The sequence below is a fragment of the Sinorhizobium chiapasense genome (assembly GCF_045277575.1).
GTDB lineage: Bacteria > Pseudomonadota > Alphaproteobacteria > Rhizobiales > Rhizobiaceae > Ensifer > Ensifer chiapasense_A.
The window spans coordinates 2,909,673-2,926,251 of sequence record NZ_CP144205.1 but is presented as its reverse complement, the minus strand read 5'-3'; the positions used below and the strand labels follow the sequence as shown (position 1 = coordinate 2,926,251).

Below are 16,579 nucleotides of genomic sequence, written 5' to 3'. Positions count from 1 at the left end.
TCTCAGGCCTTCGCGAGATCGCGCTGGGCGTCGGCGAAGAGGCGAAGCGAGTGCAGGCGCGCCTCCATGTCGAAGATCGGTAGGGAGATGATCAGTTCATCGGCCTTCGTCTGATCGAGGAAGGTCGCAATTTTCCGGCGGATCGTCTCGGGCCCGCCGACGACCGCATACATCATCGAATGGTCCACGAAGATCTTTTCGTCATAGCTCCAGAGCCCGTCCATCGATTGAACCGGCGGCGGAAACCGTCCGCGCGCATTGCGGCGCAGCGCCACGAAGGATTGCTGCATCGAGGTGAAAAGATAATTCGCCTCTTCGTCCGCATCGGCGGCGACACCCATGACGCCGACCATGACATGCGGCTTGTCGAGCGTCGCGGACGGCGTGAAGCGTTCGCGATAGATCTCCAGCGCCGAGAGCAGCATGTCCGGCGCGAAATGCGAGGCGAAGGCGAAGGGAAGGCCGAGCATGCCGGCAAGGTGGGCGCTGAAATGGCTCGAGCCCAACAGCCAGATCGGCACATTGGTGTCGGCGCCCGGAACGGCGATGATCTTCTGGTCCTCGGCGACGGGGCCGAGCAGGGCCTGCAGTTCCACGACATCGTTCGGGAAATTGTTGCCGCTTGCCTCCATGTTGCGCCGGAGCGCCTGGGCCGTGCGCATGTCGGTTCCCGGCGCGCGGCCGAGGCCGAGGTCGATGCGGCCCGGATAGAGCGCGGCGAGCGTGCCGAACTGTTCGGCGATCACCAGCGGCGAATGGTTCGGCAGCATGATGCCGCCGGAACCGACGCGGATCGTCTTCGTGGCTGCGGCCACGTGCGATATCACGATGGAGGTGGCGGCGCTGGCGATGCCCTTCATGCCGTGATGTTCCGCCAGCCAGAAGCGCTTGTAGCCGTTCTCCTCGGCTGCCTGCGCCAGTCGGCGGGAATTTTCGAGCGATTGGGCGACGCTGCCGCCTTCGGTGATCGGGGAGAGATCGAGGACGGAGAAAGTCGCCATTGGCACGGGCCTTCGTTGAGGGAAATTGATGGAAGGCTATGTAAGCTCAATTTTCCTCAATCCAAGGGCGATGGCGAAGAAATCCTGATCGCTGATCTCACCTGTGCGTATGTTTTTGTTTTGTTCACTTTTTGCTGGCAGCGTCCAGGCTGGAGTCATAGGGTGAATTTCATGCAGAATACGATTCGCATCATCGGCATCGATCCGGGCCTCCGCCGCACCGGCTGGGGGATCATCGAGACGCTCGGCAACTCGCTGCGTTTCGTGGCCTCCGGCACGGTCACCTCCGATGGCGAGATGGATCTCGCTTCGCGGCTTTGCCAGTTACACGACGGCCTTGCCGAAGTGGTGCACAGCTACCAGCCGCACGAAGCGGCGGTCGAGCAGACCTTCGTCAACAAGGACGCGACGGCGACGCTGAAGCTTGGCCAGGCGCGCGGCATTGCGATGCTGGTGCCGGCGCGCGCGGGCCTGAGGGTCGCCGAATATGCGCCGAACGCGGTCAAGAAGGCGGTGATCGGCGTCGGCCATGGCGAGAAGCAGCAGATCCACATGATGATCAGGGTTCTGATGCCGAAGGTCGAGTTCAAAGGCAACGATGCGGCGGACGCGCTGGCGATCGCCATCTGCCATGCTCACAACCGGCAATCGGTCACGAGCCGGCTCGCCGCATTGATGGCGTAGTTGCGCCCGACATAGTTTTTTCCGATGGTCTGAGCGACCATCCCCCACCGCGAGAGACGCCACATGATCGGCAAATTGAAGGGTACCATCGACGAGATCGGCGAGGATCACGTCGTGCTCGACGTGCATGGCGTCGGCTATGTCGCCTTTTGTTCGGCGCGCACCTTGTCCAAGCTCGGTTCGGCTGGCGAAGCGGCGATGCTCTTCATCGAGACCTATGTGCGCGAGGACCAGTTGAAGCTCTTCGGCTTCCTGACCGCGCTCGAGCGGGAATGGTTTCGCCTGCTGCAAAGCGTGCAGGGCGTTGGTTCGAAGGTTGCGCTTGCGGTGCTCTCGACCCTGACGCCGGGCGAACTCGCCAATGCCATCGCACTGCAGGACAAGACCTCGGTCTCCCGCGCGCCAGGCGTCGGCCCCAAGGTGGCGGTGCGCATCGTCACCGAACTCAAGAACAAGGCGCCGTCCTTTGCCGGCGAGATGGCGTCGTCGATCGGCCTCAAGCAGGAGCTTGGCGAAGGCGTCGCCTCCGCGCCGGTGTCGGATGCGGTTTCGGCGCTGACCAATCTCGGCTATTCGCGCGACCAGGCGGCCAATGCGGTTGCCGCCGCGCTGAAGAATGGCGGCGAGGGGGGAGACAGTGCCAAGCTCATTCGCCTCGGCCTCAAGGAACTGGCGCGATGAGCGCTTGCCTTGGCGGGGCGCGCAAGGCAGAACGGAAGGGGCCGGACGCAGGTGGGTACCCTGCGCCATGACGACCGACCAATTGGAACGAATGCATGACTGATGCGGCACGTCTGATAACGCCGGAAAAGCGCGGTGAGGATCTCGACGCGACCATGCGCCCGCAGTCGCTGGACGAGTTTACCGGCCAGGCGGAAGCGCGCGCCAACCTGAAGATCTTCATCGAAGCGGCCAAGAATCGTGGCGAGGCGCTGGACCACGTACTGTTCGTCGGCCCGCCCGGCCTCGGCAAGACGACGCTTGCGCAGATCATGGCCAAGGAACTCGGCGTCAATTTCCGCTCGACGTCCGGTCCGGTCATAGCCAAGGCCGGCGATCTCGCCGCGCTGCTCACCAATCTCGAAGAGCGCGACGTGCTCTTCATCGACGAAATCCACCGGCTCAATCCGGCGGTCGAAGAAATCCTCTACCCGGCGATGGAAGATTTCCAGCTCGACCTCATCATCGGCGAAGGTCCGGCCGCACGTTCGGTGAAGATCGATCTCTCGAAGTTCACGCTGGTGGCGGCGACGACCCGCCTCGGGTTGCTGACGACACCGCTTCGTGACCGTTTTGGCATCCCGGTGCGGCTCAACTTCTACACCGTCGAGGAACTGGAATCGATCGTCCGGCGCGGCGCCCGGCTGATGGGGCTCGGCATGACCGACGATGGCGCGCGCGAGATCGCCCGCCGTGCGCGCGGCACGCCGCGCATCGCCGGACGGCTGCTGCGCCGGGTGCGCGATTTCGCCGAAGTGGCGCGCGCCGAGGCCGTGACCAAGGAGATCGCCGACGAAGCGCTGACGCGGCTGCTCGTCGACAATATGGGGCTCGACCAGCTCGACCGCCGCTATCTCTTCATGATCGCGCAGAATTTCGCTGGCGGACCTGTCGGCATCGAAACCATCGCCGCCGGTCTCTCCGAACCGCGCGACGCGATCGAAGACATCATCGAGCCCTATCTGATCCAGCAGGGTTTCATACAACGGACGCCGCGCGGCCGTATCTTGACCGCAAATGCCTGGAAACATATCGGCCTCAATCCACCGAAAGAGGTCGAGGCGACACAATTTCGGCTGACACTCGAGGACGAATAGATGATTACCCGCCGCGGATTGTTGAAAATGATCGGCGGCGGGATTGCCAGCATGGCGGCGCTTAGCGGTTACGCCTTCGCCGTCGAGCCATTGGCCCGGCTGAATGTAACTCGCTACTCGCTGACGCCGCCCGGCTGGACACCCGGTCTGAAATTGCGTGTCGTCGCGCTCGCCGATATCCATGCCTGCGAACCCTGGATGCCGGCAAGCCGCATCGCCTCGATCTGCCGCCAGGCCAATGATCTCGGCGGCGACGTAACCGTGCTTCTCGGTGATTACGCGGCCGGCATGAATTTCGTTACCCGCTATGTCCACTCCAGCGAGTGGGCGAAGTCGCTTGCGACGCTTACGGCGCCGCTTGGCGTCCATGCCATCATGGGCAATCACGACTGGTGGGAGGACAAGACCGCGCAGAGAAACGGCAGTGGTCCAACCTTCGGACACAAGGCGCTGCAGGATGTCGGCATCAACGTCTACAGCAACCGGGCAGTCCGGCTGGAGAAAGAAGGGCAGGGCTTCTGGATCGCCGGTCTCGAAGACCAGCTCGCCCTGGTGCCGGGCAAGAAGTGGCAGCGGCAGCGCATGAAAGGTCTCGACGATCTCGACGGCACGCTGGCGCAGGTGAACGACGGCGATCCGGTCATTTTGCTGGCGCACGAGCCGGACATTTTCCCGAGCGTTCCCTCACGCGTCGCGTTGACATTGTCGGGCCATACCCATGGCGGCCAGGTGCGGCTTCTCGGCTATGCGCCGGTGGTGCCCTCGCGCTTTGGCGACCGCTATGCCTATGGCCATATGGTCGAGAACGATTGCAACCTGATTGTTTCCGGAGGTCTCGGCTGCTCGCTTGCGCCGGTTCGTTTCGGCGTGCCGCCGGAAATCGTCGTCATCGATCTCGGTTAGCCGGTCCGAGGTCCGGAGGCCTTACGCGGGCCTGATGTCTTCGAGCAGATCCCTGATCGAGGTCGCCAGCCGCTCCGGTCCGCCAGGCTGCCAGCCGAGCTGGCGCAATTTTTCAGTCGCCATGATGAGATACCGATCCGCCGAAACGGTCTCCGGCAATGCGTGCGGACATCCGGTCAGCGCCTGTACCAGCGAGAGAATTTGCCTGACGTCGAGCAGCAGGTCCGAAACGTTGAAGACCTCACCCCGCACCGCGGCGCTATCCGCTTCGAGCATCAGGCGCACCGCGGCACCCAAGTCATCGCCATGGATCTCGGTGCCGATCCGCGGCTGGATCGGTTTTCCTTCGAGATAGCTTGCAAACAGGTGGGCCCACTTGTGCCGTCGGCCGGGACCGGCGGCACCGTATACGCCGGTGACCCGCAGGCTTGCCGGGATGAAGTCCTCGGTTGCAAGCATCCGCAAGTGATCTTCGACCGCGACCTTCACCTGGCCATAAAGCGTGTCCGGGTCTGGGGGCGACGTCTCGTCGAGACGACCAGCCCGGCGGCTGCCGTAGACGGCGCGGCTCGACAGAAATATGCAGCGCTTGACGCCGGCCGCCCGTGCCGTCTCGAACAGGCGGACCGAGCCATCGATATTCGCACGGCAGAATCCTTGCGGATCGTCGCCTTCACCGCCGCGATACCTGCCCTCGACATGTTCGAATGCAGCATGGACGAAGCCGGTAACGCCATCAAATACTGCGGCCTGGTCGAGATCCGGATCGAGAAACAACGGCACGAAGCGAAGATCGGCGGTGAAAAAACCGGGGTTGGGCGGATGGCGACCGCCGACGATCACCTCGTATCCGCTCCGCAACAAATGCTCGACGATGAAACGACCGACGAAGCCGGTGCCGCCGGAGACCAGGACCCGGGTCATCGGCGTGCCGGATTGGCGAGAGAAGCGATCTCCGGAATGTCGTCCCCGGTCAGGAAGGCGAACCAGAGGTCGATCAGCGGCCGCAAGGCCGCGGCACGCGGATGGTCCTTTTCCCAGGGCTTTTCATACTGGTAGTGCAGGACGCCGATCGAGCGCCAGTCCCAGAGGTCGGGCATGTTGAACCAGACATATTGCAGCATGTTCATCGTCACGGGCAGGCCGTGCCAATCCGGAAAGAAAGTCTGCAGGAAGGTCTGGTCAGTGCGCGGCCAGAAGGCCTCGGGTGCGTCGAGACGAGCGAGCATCCGTCCGAATGTCGCGAGCGAAGGCTCGGCGACGAAGACGCCCGAGTTCAAGCGGTGAAAGTCGGCAAGGCTTTCGTAGACATTCGGCGCGGCGGAGAACTCCGGATAGGAAAACAGCCGGTCGATGTTCCTGAGCACGAGCGCGTCGGCGTCGATGAAGACGCAGCGGCGGTATTCGGTAAGTTGCCAGTGCCTGAGCTTGCAGAAATTGTCGAGCGGCGAGTGAAAGGCGGGTTTGCGCCCCTTGGTGAAGGGCGCCTTCTCATGCACGTTCCGACGCTGGTGGCGCTCGTTGAACGAATCGGAGAGCGGCAGGAGGTCGGTCTCGACGAGGCGGCAGCCGAACTCGGCCAGCGGCACCAGCGCGTCGAGCGAAACGCCGCCGGTATGCAGCACCACGATATCGGCCTCGGTGCCGGAGAGGCGTAGCGAGCGCGCCAAGGCGCGAGCCCCGAGCGCATAGTCGGCATTGGTGACCAGCGTCACGAAGGCATGGCCGGCAGAAGGAGGCGAGGAGGGGCGCAGCCCCTCCGAAGGATCGGTGGATGTCATGAAACGGATTTCAGCCGCTTGCCCTCTGGGTCGTGGTTGATGAGCGGCGCAATGTCCTTGGTCCAGGCGGAGACGGCAGGCACGCGCGTGCGATCGACACGATAGGCGAATTTCTTCGCGACATCGACGATTTCCGACAGCAACCCGTCCTGCAGCCGCGTCGGGTTGAGGCCGAGGCCTAAGAACTTCTCATTGTGGACGACGAGTTCGTTCTCGGCCGCTTCCTTGCGCGGGTTCGGCAGCCAGGCGATCTGCGCGCCCGTGATTACAGCGATCATCTCGGCAAGGTCGCGCACCCGGTGGGTCTCGGTCATCTGGTTGAAGATCTCGACGCGGCTGCCGCGGGCCGGCGGGTTCTTCAGCGCCAGCTCGATGCAGCGGACCGAATCCTGGATGTGGATGAAGGCGCGCGTCTGGCCGCCGGTGCCGTGCACCGTCAGGGGATAGCCGATCGCTGCCTGGATCAGAAAGCGGTTCAAGACGGTGCCATAGTCGCCGTCATAATCGAAGCGGTTGATGAGCTGCGGGTGGCGGCGTGTCTGCTCGGTATGGGTGCCCCAGACGATACCCTGGTGCAGGTCGGTGATCCTGAGGCCGTCGTTCTTCGCATAGAACTGGAACAGCAACTGATCCAGGCACTTGGTCATGTGATAGATCGAGCCGGGATTGGAGGGATACAGGATCTCCTGGCTGACGGTCTCGCCGCCCATCGTTTCGATGCCGACCGGCAAGTACCCCTCGGGGATCGCCGCGCCGACGGTCGAATAGCCGTAGACGCCCATGGTGCCGAGATGCACCAGATGCGCATCGAGGTCGAGCTCGACCAGCGCATTCAAGAGATTGTGCGTGGCGTTGACGTTGTTGTTGACCGTGTAGTTCTTGTGGCGGTCGCTCTTCATGGAATAGGGCGCGGCGCGCTGTTCGGCGAAATGCACGATCGCATCCGGGCGATGTTCGGCGAGCCAGTTCTTGAGCAGTTCGTAGTCGCGAGCAAGATCGATCAGGTTGAAATGGATGCGGCGGCCGGTTTCTGCGTGCCAGATACGGGTGCGTTCCTGGATCGAGTCCATCGGCGTCAGCGATTGCACACCGAGCTCCGTATCGATCCAGCGGCGAGAGAGATTGTCGAGGATATGGACATCGTGGCCGGCATCGGACAGGTGAAGGGCCGTGGGCCAGCCGACGAAACCGTCGCCGCCGAGAATCGCAATCTTCATGCACGTTCTCCTGCTCAAGAAGGAAGTCCGTCACGTGATAGGGTAGGATTGTGACAACGCTGCAATGCTTGCAAATGGCTTTTTGTTCCTGCACAGGAAACGGGAATTTCTTTCGGAGAAAAGCATGTCCCTGATTTCGCTTGCAGGCGAACTGACCGAAAATGGCCATCGGCTGGTCCAGCGCGTCTACTACGAAGACACAGATTTTTCCGGCGTCGTCTATCACGCCCGCTACCTGCACTTCATGGAGCGCGCCCGCACCGACTTCCTGCGGTTGCTCGGCGTCGAACAGGCGACGCTCGCGATCGAAGGCGACAGCGAAGGCCTGGTCTTCGTAGTGCATCGCATGGAGATCGACTTCAAGCTGCCTGCCCGCATGGACGACATCCTGACGATTACGACGGTCACGGAGAAGGCCGGTGGCGCCAAGATGGTGCTGCAGCAGGAGATCCGTCGCGGCGAGCAACTGCTGATCGCCGCCAAGGTGATCATCGCCGTCATCAACGGCCAGGGTCGCCCACGGCGGCTGCCGGAAGCGCTGGCCTACAAGTTCCAGTACGCGAAGGAGAGCGCCGGCTGATCGGTCCGCTTTGACAGAGGCAGCTCAATCCGCCTTCTTCACTCCGAGCTTGTCCAGGATCTTCTTGGTCAGCGATTGCTTCACGCCGGCGACATCGCGCCAGGGATCCGCGCCGCTTTCGATCCGCTCGAGAATATCCGGGATGCGGAAGCCGTTGGCGGCTTCCAGCGCGGAAAGCTCGTCCCAGCCAACGGGAGTGGCGACCGGCCCGCCGGCCCGTGCCCGGGTCGAATAGGGCGCGATCGCGGTCGCGCCACGCTCGTTCCTCAGCCAGTCAATGAAGATGCGCCCCTTGCGCTTCGCCTTCGACATGGTGGCGATGAAACTGTCGGGATCGCGGTCGGCAAATCCCTGGGCAAAAGTCTTGGCGAACGCCTTAGCTTCAGACCAGGTGGCGCGGGCCGTCAGCGGAACGATGACATGGACACCCTTGCCGCCCGTGACCATCGGCATCGACTTCAGGCCGATCTCGTCGAGCGCGTCGCGCAGAGCCATGGCCGCCGCCTTGACGACCCCGAAGTCCAGGCCCTCATCGGGATCCAGGTCGAAAACCAGCCGGTCGGGTGTCTCGAGCTTGTCGAAGCGTGAACCCCAGATGTGGAACTCCAGCGTGCCCATCTGCACGGCGGCGACCAATCCCTTGGCGTCGCGCACATACATATAGTCCTCGGTCTCGCCGGAGGTCTCCTTGACGGGAACCTCCTTGATCTCGTCGGGAAAGCCGTCGCTGGCATGCTTCTGGTAGAAGCACTGCCCCTTGCCGCCCTGCGGGCAGCGCACCAACGACAGCAGGTGTTCGGCGGCATAGGGCAGCATCCGCTCCCCGACGACTGCATAATAGCGGGAGAGGTCGAGCTTGCTGATGCCCTGGCCTTCGAACAGGATGCGGTCCGGATGGGTGATCCGCACGCCAAGGACGGTTTCGTGCGCTGCGGTCGATCCCCCTTTTGCGGTCGTTGCCTTCGCGGATTCCGCTTGGGACTTGCCTGAGGACTTCGTTGCGGGTTTCGGCGTTTCGAGTGTCACGGACTTTGCCTCCTTGTCCTCCCGCAGCCCCTCGAAGGCGCCGTGGCGGATATGTCCATCATCGGTAAATTCGGTGAAATCGATCTCTGCGACCATGTCCGGCCTGATCCAGATCGCGTCCCTTGCGATCTCGCGCGGGACGGTCGCAAAGGGACTGGTCGCGCGACGGCGTTTGGCGAAAGCGGCCGAGAGTGTTTCCATGCGTTCCTCGTCGAAACCGGTTCCGACACGTCCGCGATAGATGAGTTCGCCCTTGTCGAAGGTGCCGACGAGAAGCGAGGCAAAGGCGCGTCCTTTCTTCGTCGACGGCGAGTAGCCGCCAATGACGAATTCCTGGCGCCTTGTGCATTTGATCTTGAGCCAGCTTCGGGTTCGCTGATTGCTGTAGGGTGCCTCCGCCTGTTTGGCGATGATGCCCTCTTGGCCGGCCTTGCAGATGGTCGAGAAGACTTCCGGCCCATTACCGCGCACATGTTCGCTGTATTGAACGGTGCTGGATGGCGGCAGGGATCTGAGCAGCCGCTTCAGTGTCTCCTTCCGTTCGATCAGCGGCAGGCGGCGCAGGTCGCGGCCGTCGAGGTGAAGCAGGTCGAAGGCATAGAAGCGTGTCTCGCCGCCGCCTTTCAGCGCCTTCTGCAGGGCGGAGAACGATGACCCCTCCTTGGACACGGCAACGGCCTCGCCGTCGATAAGCGCAGACGTGCAGTCAAGTTCCGCCAATGCCTTGGAGATGTTTTGGAATTTCTCGGTCCAGTCGAGTCCGGTGCGCGTGTGGCAGATGGCCTTGCCGCCACCGATAGCTACCACCAGGCGATAACCGTCGAACTTGACCTCGTTCAGCCAGGCGTCGCCCTCTGGCGCTTCTGAAACCAGCGTTGCCAGTTGCGGCTTCTGAAAAGCAGGCGGCTTGCCCTTGGCCGATCTCTTCGGCTGCGCGTCGACCGCGCCCGCCTTCAGATTCGCGGCTGCAGTTTTGTCGGATGCCCAGATGTGCTTCCTGCGCTCGCCCTTGCCGGCGGCGATCTCGTCCATGGTCCGGCCGGTGGTGACGCTCGTCTGATGGTCTTCCAGGAGAATTTCACCATCGTCGCAGGCGGCGTCATCGCCCTCCTTGACGAGCAGCCAGTTCTCGCGCTTCTCGCCGGAGCGTGGCCGCATGCGGACCAGTGCCCAGCCGCCATGCATGCGCTGGCCATGGAGTTGAAACGTCAGCTTGCCTTCGCGCAATCCCTCCTCGGGATCGTTTTCCGGCTCCCACCAGCCGGTGTCCCACAACATGACGGTGCCGCCGCCATATTGCTTTTCGGGGATCGTTCCCTCGAAATCCGCATAGGCAAGCGGGTGGTCTTCGGTGCGAACGGCGAGACGCTTGTCCTCCGGGTTGAGGCTAGGTCCGCGGGTCACGGCCCAGCTTTTCAGGACGCCGTCCCATTCCAGTCGGAAATCGTAATGAAGGCGTGTGGCGTCATGTTTCTGCACCAGGAAGCGCCTTTGGCTCGAGCGACTGCGAGCGATCTTGCCCTTTGGCTCGCGGGTCTCGCGGAAATTGCGGCGTCTGTTGTATTCGGCAAGGGGATCGCGGTTGGCAGCCATGCTTTACCTCACGCGGATTTGCGCCGGCGAGACGGCGCCGGTTTGGACTTCGCCGACTTCTTCCCGTCACCTGCTTCAAGGCTCTGCTTCAGCGCTGACATCAGATCGACCACATTGTCGCCGCGGCGTTCGGGACGCTCGTCCTCCTCGACGGAAACGCGGTTCGACTTCCCCTTCATCTTGCGCTTGACTAGTTCGGTGAGCGCCGCAGTGTAATTGTCCTTGAATGCGGCGGCGTCGAAAGGGGCGGTCTTGCGATCGATGAGGGCCGTCGCGACGTCCAACAGGTCTTTTTCCGCTTTCTTGCCGGAGAGATCGGAAAACATCGGCTCCGCCTTTCTCAACTCATCGGCATATCTGAGCGTCTCGAGCAGCAGGCCGTTGCCGCAGGGCCGGACCGCAACCAGGTATTCGCGGCCGCGCAACGTCAACTGGCCAAGCCCGATCTTCGACGCGGCTCGCAGGGCATCGCGAACCACACGGTAGGCATCTTCGGCGAGATCGTCGGCAGGCACGACGTAGTAGGGCTTGTCGAAGTAGATCGGCGAGATGTCGCAGGCACCGACGAACTGCACGAGTTCGAGGGTCTTTTTCGTCTCGAGCTTGATGGAGTCCACTTCCTCCGGCTCGAGCAGCACGTATTTGCCGGACTCGTACTCATATCCCTTGACGATATCGTCCGTGTCGACCGGACCAACGCCGTCGACGACCTTTGCGTAGTGCACCGGCTTGCCGGAGGGCTCATGGATCTGGCGAAAAGCCACCTTTGCGCTGGCGCGGGTGGCGCTGAAGAGCTCGACGGGAATGGACACCAGCGAGAGCCGAAGCTGCCCCTTCCATAGGGCTCGCGCCGCCATCACCGGCCTCCACGCAGGCGCCGAATGTTCGGCGTATCTTCGACTACGGCCGCTCTCGCCCTGTCCTGGGCCAAAGCCCGCTCGATATGGGCGATGTCCTCGCCCGTGACGACCGGGATCGGGTCGGAAATGATCGCCTGCAGGACATCGGTCGACAGCACGCCATGGGCAAGGGCGTCCTCCAATGCGGCTCGCGTCTCCCGCTCGGCTTTGAGCTCGGCATAAAGCGCAAGGATCAACCGGTCCCGCGGATCAAAATGCGGCGAGGAAGATCGTTTGTCGCGCTGTCGTGTCGTCTGCTGGCCCATGCCGAAGAAACGTGCCCGGCCAAGGTAAGTTCCGGCCGCCAGGTGATACTGGAAAGACACAGCGCGGTAACGGATGTTTAACCATAATGGTGTCTTAATCACTGCATCAGGATTTGTGCAGTGCACGTCATCCTTTGACCAAAATTGACGGCAAGAAGGCAACCTAAAGCTAATTAAGGTCGCGATGGTGCGATCCACGGCGGTGCCGGGCATTCTTGCAAACAGGACGTTTGGGCTACCCGGTCACGAGCATGAACCGCTCTTGCCGGGTGTTTGGATTCGGGGACTGAAGACGATGGAACAGGTTGGATTGGCCGCTGCGACGCACGACGTGACCCTCTGGTCGCTGTTCATGCAGGCGGGCTTTGTCGTGAAGCTGGTCATGCTGGGGCTGATTTCCGCCTCGGTATGGACCTGGGCGATCGTCGTCGACAAGACGCTGAACTACGGTCGCGTGCGCCGTCAACTCGACAACTTCGAGCAGGTGTTCTGGTCCGGCCAGTCGCTGGAAGAGCTCTACCGGACGCTGGCCGACAGGCAGACCGCCGGCATGGGGGCGATTTTCGTTTCCGCCATGCGCGAATGGAAGAAGAGCTTCGAGCGCGGCGCCCGGTCGCCGATCGGCCTGCAGATGCGTATCGACCGCGCCATGGACGTGACGCTCGCCCGTGAATCGGAATCACTGGAAGCGCGCCTCGGTTCGCTCGCAACCATCGGTTCGGCCGCGCCCTTCATCGGCCTCTTCGGTACGGTCGTTGGTATCATGACCTCGTTCCAGGCGATTGCCGGCTCGAAGTCGACCAACCTCGCGGTCGTGGCGCCCGGTATCGCCGAAGCGCTGCTCGCCACCGCGATCGGCCTGCTCGCCGCTATCCCGGCGGTTATCGCCTACAACAAGTTTTCGGCCGACGCCGGCAAGTTGTCGGCACGCATGGAAGGTTTTGCCGACGAATTCTCGGCCATCCTGTCGCGGCAGATCGACGAGAAGCTGCAGAGCCCGCGCCAGGCCGCGCAATAATCGCCAGAGATACGGAGACCACGCTGATGGGTATGTCGGTTGGCGGAGCCAAGGGTTCGGGCGGCGGACGTCGCCGCCGCGGCGGCAAGAAGGCCGTGATGAGCGAGATCAACGTCACGCCTTTCGTCGACGTCATGCTCGTGCTGTTGATCATCTTCATGGTAGCCGCGCCGATGATGACCGTCGGCGTGCCGATCGACCTGCCGGAAACGCAGGCGAAGGCGCTCAATTCCGATACGCAGCCGATCACCGTCTCGGTCAATCCTTCCGGCGAGATCTACCTGCAGGAAACGCCGATCGCGATCGATGAAGTCGTGCCGAAGCTCGAGGCGATCGCCACCACCGGCTACAACGAGCGTATCTACGTGCGCGGCGACACCAATGCCGACTACGGCACGGTCATGAAGGTCATGGCCCGCATCTCAGCCGCAGGCTTCAAGAATCTCGGCCTTGTCACGCTGCAAGAACAGGAAAAGTGATCGTCCACGATGAAGGGCAGTCTCGCTACATCTGCTGTCCTCCACGCCATGGTCTTGACCTGGGCGCTGGTGTCGCTTGGCAGCCCGGCTGACTTCCAGGTCGCCGACGTCGAGGCTTTGCCTGTCGACATCGTTCCCTATTCGGAGATGACCCAGGTTCAGCAGGGCGACAAGAAGGCGCCGAAGAAGGAGACCTCGTCCCCGGTTCCGACCAAGCGCCCGGAGACGAACCAGCCGGCCGAGAACGTCGGTGACAACGACACCGACCTGAAGACGCCGCCGACGCCGAACGCCAAGCCGTCGAAGAGCGAAGCCACGGCCTCGCCGGAAAAGAACGAAAAGCCCGAGCCGACGCCCGATCCGGTCGAGCAGGAAATCAAGAAGGTCGAGGAGACCAAGCCTGCTTCCGAACCGGCGACCGAGGTCGCAGCCCTGCCGGAACCCAAGCAGGAAGTGAAGCCGGAGACGAAGCCCGATCCGGCGCCGGCCGAAGAAAAGCCAGCTGAAAACCCGGAAGCCGAGGCGCTGCCCGAAAAGGTGCCGACCCCGGCCGCAAAGCCCAAGGTCGAAAAACCGGCACAGAGTGCCAAGACGCCTGAACGCAAGAACGAGGCAACGCCGAAGGAACAGAAGAAGGCGGCGTCCACCGAAGAAAGCAAGTTCGACGCCGACGAGATTGCCGCGTTGCTCAACCGGCAGGACCCGTCCGCCGGTGGCGCCAAGCGCTCGACGCAAGAGGCGGCTCTCGGCGGCAAGAAGACGATCGGCGTGGGCCTCAGCGCCAACGAGATCGACGGCGTGAAGGGTCAGATCCAGGGCAACTGGTCGCTGACGCCTGGCCTCACCGGCGTTCAGGAAGTCCGGGTGACGATCAAGGTCCAGCTGGATCCAGCCGGCAATATCGTCGGCACGCCTGAGGTCACCGCAACTGGCGGGCCTGAGGGAACGCGTCGCGCTGTCGAAAGCAGCACGCTGCGCGCGCTCCGCCGCTCGTCGCCGCTACAGAACCTGCCACCTGAAAAATATGATGGCGAAAAAGGATGGAATACCCTCGTGCTGAACTTCGACCCCTCGGAATTCGCACTCTGAGCTGCCGGGATTGGAACCCATGCCGGATAGCCAAAACACCGCACAAACCCTTCGTATTAAGCTGAAAGGCTTGTCTCAATGATCAAGGTCTCTCTTTTCCGTGCCCTGATGGTGGCCGCGGGCATGTTCGTCGCCTTCGTGGCGGCAACGCCGGCGAACGCCGTCGTCGAAATCAACATCAACAAGGGTAACGTCGAGCCCCTGCCGATCGCGATCACCGACTTCCTTCAGGGCGAGCTCGGTCAGAAGATCTCGGACGTGGTCGCCGCCGACCTGAAGCGGTCGGGCCTGTTCGCGCCGATCAACAAGAGCGCCTTCATCGAAAAGATCAGCAATCCGGACGCCACGCCGCGCTTCGAGGACTGGAAGGTCATCAATGCGCAGGCGCTTGTCACCGGCCGCGTGACCCAGGAAGGCGATGGCAGGCTGAAGGCCGAGTTCCGCCTGTGGGATACGTTCGGTGCCCAGCAGATGACCGGCCAGCAGTTCTTCACCCAGCCGGAAAACTGGCGCCGCGTCGCCCACATCATCGCCGATGCCATCTATGAGCGCGTTACCGGTGAAAAGGGCTATTTCGACACCCGCGTCGTCTATGTCGCCGAAAGCGGCCCGAAGACGGCGCGCAAGCGTCAGCTGGCGATCATGGACCAGGACGGCTTCAACGCCCGGGCACTCACCAATTCCAACGACATCGTTCTGACCCCGCGCTTCTCGCCGAACCGCCAGGAAGTCACTTACATGTCGTTCGAAAACCAGCAGCCGCGCGTCTATCTGCTGCAGCTCGAAACCGGACAGCGTGAAGTCGTCGGCAACTTCCCTGGCATGACCTTCTCGCCGCGCTTCTCGCCGGATGGCCAGCGCGTCATCATGAGCCTTCAGCAGGACGGTAACGCCAACATCTACACGATGGACCTGCGCTCGCGCACCACGACGCGCCTCACCAACACCGCCGCGATCGACACGGCTCCATCCTATTCGCCCGACGGCAGCCAGATCGCCTTTGAAAGCGACCGCGGCGGCCGCCAGCAGATCTACGTGATGGGCGCCGACGGCTCCGGCCAGCGCCGCATCTCCTTCGGCGACGGCTCCTACTCGACGCCGGTCTGGTCTCCGCGTGGCGACCTCATCGCCTTCACCAAGCAGTCGGGCGGCAAGTTCTCGATCGGCGTGATGAAGACCGACGGTTCGGGCGAACGCATCCTGACCACGGGCTTCCACAACGAAGGCCCGACCTGGGCGCCGAATGGCCGCGTGCTGATGTTCTTCCGCCAGAACGCCGGTGCCGGCGGTCCGCAGCTCTATTCGATCGATCTGAGCGGCTACAACGAGCAGGCGATCCCGACGCAGGGCTTCGCATCCGACCCGGCCTGGTCGCCGCTGCTCGAGTAGGCTGATCCAATATGCGGCGGGAAAATGTGGCAACGATGCCGCTTTCTCGCCGCAAAGTGCTGGTCTAGCAGGCGCCGAACCGAAATTATCGATTTGTTAACCATAACTGTTGAAAAGCGATTAACCGCTTCCGGTTACAGTCTGGCAACCGTGAATTCAGACACTTCCAAGGAGACCGGCGTATGAGCCGAATTGACACCCCGGCCGCAGGCCGCATGCAGACCATCGCTCGCAACCCGGTCATGATCGCCCTGGTCATGACGCTTGCTATTGCTGGCTGTGCATCGAAGAAGAACCTGCCGAACAACGCCAACGAGCTCGGCCTCGGCGGTGCTGGCGCTGCAACGCCGGGTTCGCAGCAGGACTTCACCGTCAATGTCGGCGACCGCATCTTCTTCGACACCGACTCCACCTCGATCCGTGCCGACGCGCAGCAGACGCTCGCCCGTCAGGCTCAGTGGCTCGCCAAGTATCCGAACTACGCGATCACCATCGAAGGCCATGCCGACGAACGCGGCACGCGCGAATACAACCTTGCGCTCGGCGCTCGCCGTGCGGCCTCCACCCGCGACTACCTCATCAGCCAGGGTGTTCCGGCGAACCGCATGAAGACGATTTCCTACGGCAAGGAAAAGCCGGTCGCCGTCTGCGACGACATTTCGTGCTGGTCGCAGAACCGTCGTGCAGTTACCGTTCTCGGTGGCGCCGGCATGTAATCTCACGACCGGGCCTGGCTCGGTCGGGTAGCATGACGTGTTCCAAGGAGCACAGCGTGTTCCTGAAATTACAGACTGCTAAAATATAAGGGCGGCTCTCAGCCGCCCTTTGCTTTTTTAC

The 16,579-nt window shown here is 62.6% G+C and carries 17 protein-coding genes; 10 read left to right on the top strand and 7 right to left on the bottom strand.

Annotation, left to right across the window (positions count from 1 at the left end; genetic code table 11):
• Positions 1–2 precede the first annotated feature (2 nt).
• Positions 3–1,001: an LLM class flavin-dependent oxidoreductase gene (locus tag QM996_RS14220; RefSeq protein WP_500268028.1), complete on the bottom strand. Its 999-nt coding sequence runs from the start codon at positions 999–1,001 to the stop codon at positions 3–5.
• A gap of 171 nt (positions 1,002–1,172) precedes the next feature.
• On the opposite strand from QM996_RS14220, the gene ruvC reads away from it, so the two are divergent.
• The 4 genes from ruvC (at position 1,173) to QM996_RS14200 (ending at position 4,405) form a co-directional block, all read left to right on the top strand.
• Positions 1,173–1,685 (top strand): crossover junction endodeoxyribonuclease RuvC, encoded by a 513-nt coding sequence (gene ruvC, locus QM996_RS14215; RefSeq protein ID WP_500268027.1) that lies wholly within the window; start codon positions 1,173–1,175, stop codon positions 1,683–1,685.
• Between the two features lie 63 nt (positions 1,686–1,748).
• Entirely contained in the window at positions 1,749–2,366 is a 618-nt protein-coding gene (gene ruvA, locus QM996_RS14210) for a Holliday junction branch migration protein RuvA (protein ID WP_173520442.1), read from the top strand.
• Between the two features lie 95 nt (positions 2,367–2,461).
• Entirely contained in the window at positions 2,462–3,502 is a 1,041-nt protein-coding gene (ruvB, locus tag QM996_RS14205; RefSeq protein ID WP_173520443.1) for a Holliday junction branch migration DNA helicase RuvB, read from the top strand.
• Positions 3,503–4,405 (top strand): metallophosphoesterase, encoded by a 903-nt coding sequence (locus QM996_RS14200; protein WP_500268026.1) that lies wholly within the window; start codon positions 3,503–3,505, stop codon positions 4,403–4,405.
• A gap of 21 nt (positions 4,406–4,426) precedes the next feature.
• Here the strand turns inward: QM996_RS14200 and QM996_RS14195 are convergent, their stop codons facing one another.
• From QM996_RS14195 to QM996_RS14185, 3 genes are read right to left on the bottom strand one after another with little or no spacing between them, the layout of a single operon-like run.
• On the bottom strand, positions 4,427–5,329 hold the full coding sequence (locus QM996_RS14195; RefSeq protein ID WP_500268025.1) for an NAD-dependent epimerase/dehydratase family protein: 903 nt from the start codon (positions 5,327–5,329) through the stop codon (positions 4,427–4,429).
• Positions 5,326–6,186, bottom strand: a complete 861-nt coding sequence (locus QM996_RS14190) for a glycosyltransferase (RefSeq protein WP_500268024.1) — start codon at positions 6,184–6,186, stop codon at positions 5,326–5,328. The genes QM996_RS14195 and QM996_RS14190 overlap by 4 nt, the downstream gene beginning before the upstream one ends.
• The gene (locus QM996_RS14185) at positions 6,183–7,403 is read right to left on the bottom strand and encodes an NAD-dependent epimerase/dehydratase family protein (RefSeq protein ID WP_500268023.1); all 1,221 of its coding nucleotides are present in this window, start codon (positions 7,401–7,403) and stop codon (positions 6,183–6,185) included. The genes QM996_RS14190 and QM996_RS14185 overlap by 4 nt, the downstream gene beginning before the upstream one ends.
• Positions 7,404–7,527: 124 nt before the next feature.
• Between QM996_RS14185 and ybgC the strand changes: the two genes are divergently transcribed.
• Positions 7,528–7,983, top strand: coding sequence for a tol-pal system-associated acyl-CoA thioesterase (gene ybgC / locus QM996_RS14180; RefSeq protein ID WP_500268022.1), 456 nt, complete (start codon positions 7,528–7,530; stop codon positions 7,981–7,983).
• 24 nt (positions 7,984–8,007) lie between these two features.
• Here the strand turns inward: ybgC and ligD are convergent, their stop codons facing one another.
• From ligD to QM996_RS14165, 3 genes are read right to left on the bottom strand one after another with little or no spacing between them, the layout of a single operon-like run.
• The gene (ligD, locus tag QM996_RS14175) at positions 8,008–10,602 is read right to left on the bottom strand and encodes a DNA ligase-like domain-containing protein (protein ID WP_500268021.1); all 2,595 of its coding nucleotides are present in this window, start codon (positions 10,600–10,602) and stop codon (positions 8,008–8,010) included.
• An 8-nt stretch (positions 10,603–10,610) separates the two neighbouring features.
• Positions 10,611–11,459, bottom strand: coding sequence for a Ku protein (gene ku / locus QM996_RS14170; RefSeq protein WP_500268020.1), 849 nt, complete (start codon positions 11,457–11,459; stop codon positions 10,611–10,613).
• Positions 11,459–11,980, bottom strand: coding sequence for a hypothetical protein (locus tag QM996_RS14165; RefSeq protein ID WP_500268019.1), 522 nt, complete (start codon positions 11,978–11,980; stop codon positions 11,459–11,461). The genes ku and QM996_RS14165 overlap by 1 nt, the downstream gene beginning before the upstream one ends.
• An 82-nt stretch (positions 11,981–12,062) precedes the next feature.
• On the opposite strand from QM996_RS14165, the gene tolQ reads away from it, so the two are divergent.
• From tolQ to pal, 5 genes are all read left to right on the top strand, one after another.
• Positions 12,063–12,785, top strand: coding sequence for a protein TolQ (tolQ, locus tag QM996_RS14160; protein ID WP_173520451.1), 723 nt, complete (start codon positions 12,063–12,065; stop codon positions 12,783–12,785).
• A gap of 26 nt (positions 12,786–12,811) precedes the next feature.
• Entirely contained in the window at positions 12,812–13,264 is a 453-nt protein-coding gene (gene tolR / locus QM996_RS14155; RefSeq protein WP_173520452.1) for a protein TolR, read from the top strand.
• A gap of 9 nt (positions 13,265–13,273) precedes the next feature.
• A complete protein-coding gene (gene tolA / locus QM996_RS14150) occupies positions 13,274–14,353 on the top strand; it encodes a cell envelope integrity protein TolA (RefSeq protein WP_500268018.1) in 1,080 nt (359 codons plus the stop codon).
• 78 nt (positions 14,354–14,431) lie between these two features.
• The gene (gene tolB / locus QM996_RS14145) at positions 14,432–15,742 is read left to right on the top strand and encodes a Tol-Pal system beta propeller repeat protein TolB (RefSeq protein WP_247959756.1); all 1,311 of its coding nucleotides are present in this window, start codon (positions 14,432–14,434) and stop codon (positions 15,740–15,742) included.
• 182 nt (positions 15,743–15,924) lie between these two features.
• Positions 15,925–16,458, top strand: coding sequence for a peptidoglycan-associated lipoprotein Pal (gene pal, locus QM996_RS14140; protein WP_429813436.1), 534 nt, complete (start codon positions 15,925–15,927; stop codon positions 16,456–16,458).
• Positions 16,459–16,579 lie beyond the last annotated feature (121 nt).

Excerpts from the sequence above, each read along its gene's own strand:
- tolQ (WP_173520451.1), top strand. The coding sequence starts at position 12,063 with ATGGAACAGGTTGGATTGGCCGCTGCGACGCACGACGTGACCCTCTGG.
- ruvB (WP_173520443.1), top strand. The coding sequence starts at position 2,462 with ATGACTGATGCGGCACGTCTGATAACGCCGGAAAAGCGCGGTGAGGAT.
- QM996_RS14220 (WP_500268028.1), bottom strand. The coding sequence starts at position 1,001 with ATGGCGACTTTCTCCGTCCTCGATCTCTCCCCGATCACCGAAGGCGGC.
- QM996_RS14200 (WP_500268026.1), top strand. The coding sequence starts at position 3,503 with ATGATTACCCGCCGCGGATTGTTGAAAATGATCGGCGGCGGGATTGCC.
- ku (WP_500268020.1), bottom strand. The coding sequence starts at position 11,459 with ATGGCGGCGCGAGCCCTATGGAAGGGGCAGCTTCGGCTCTCGCTGGTG.
- QM996_RS14165 (WP_500268019.1), bottom strand. The coding sequence starts at position 11,980 with ATGCCCGGCACCGCCGTGGATCGCACCATCGCGACCTTAATTAGCTTT.
- pal (WP_429813436.1), top strand. The coding sequence starts at position 15,925 with ATGAGCCGAATTGACACCCCGGCCGCAGGCCGCATGCAGACCATCGCT.
- ybgC (WP_500268022.1), top strand. The coding sequence starts at position 7,528 with ATGTCCCTGATTTCGCTTGCAGGCGAACTGACCGAAAATGGCCATCGG.
- tolB (WP_247959756.1), top strand. The coding sequence starts at position 14,432 with ATGATCAAGGTCTCTCTTTTCCGTGCCCTGATGGTGGCCGCGGGCATG.
- QM996_RS14195 (WP_500268025.1), bottom strand. The coding sequence starts at position 5,329 with ATGACCCGGGTCCTGGTCTCCGGCGGCACCGGCTTCGTCGGTCGTTTC.
- QM996_RS14190 (WP_500268024.1), bottom strand. The coding sequence starts at position 6,186 with ATGACATCCACCGATCCTTCGGAGGGGCTGCGCCCCTCCTCGCCTCCT.
- QM996_RS14185 (WP_500268023.1), bottom strand. The coding sequence starts at position 7,403 with ATGAAGATTGCGATTCTCGGCGGCGACGGTTTCGTCGGCTGGCCCACG.
- tolR (WP_173520452.1), top strand. The coding sequence starts at position 12,812 with ATGGGTATGTCGGTTGGCGGAGCCAAGGGTTCGGGCGGCGGACGTCGC.
- ruvA (WP_173520442.1), top strand. The coding sequence starts at position 1,749 with ATGATCGGCAAATTGAAGGGTACCATCGACGAGATCGGCGAGGATCAC.
- ruvC (WP_500268027.1), top strand. The coding sequence starts at position 1,173 with ATGCAGAATACGATTCGCATCATCGGCATCGATCCGGGCCTCCGCCGC.
- tolA (WP_500268018.1), top strand. The coding sequence starts at position 13,274 with ATGAAGGGCAGTCTCGCTACATCTGCTGTCCTCCACGCCATGGTCTTG.
- ligD (WP_500268021.1), bottom strand. The coding sequence starts at position 10,602 with ATGGCTGCCAACCGCGATCCCCTTGCCGAATACAACAGACGCCGCAAT.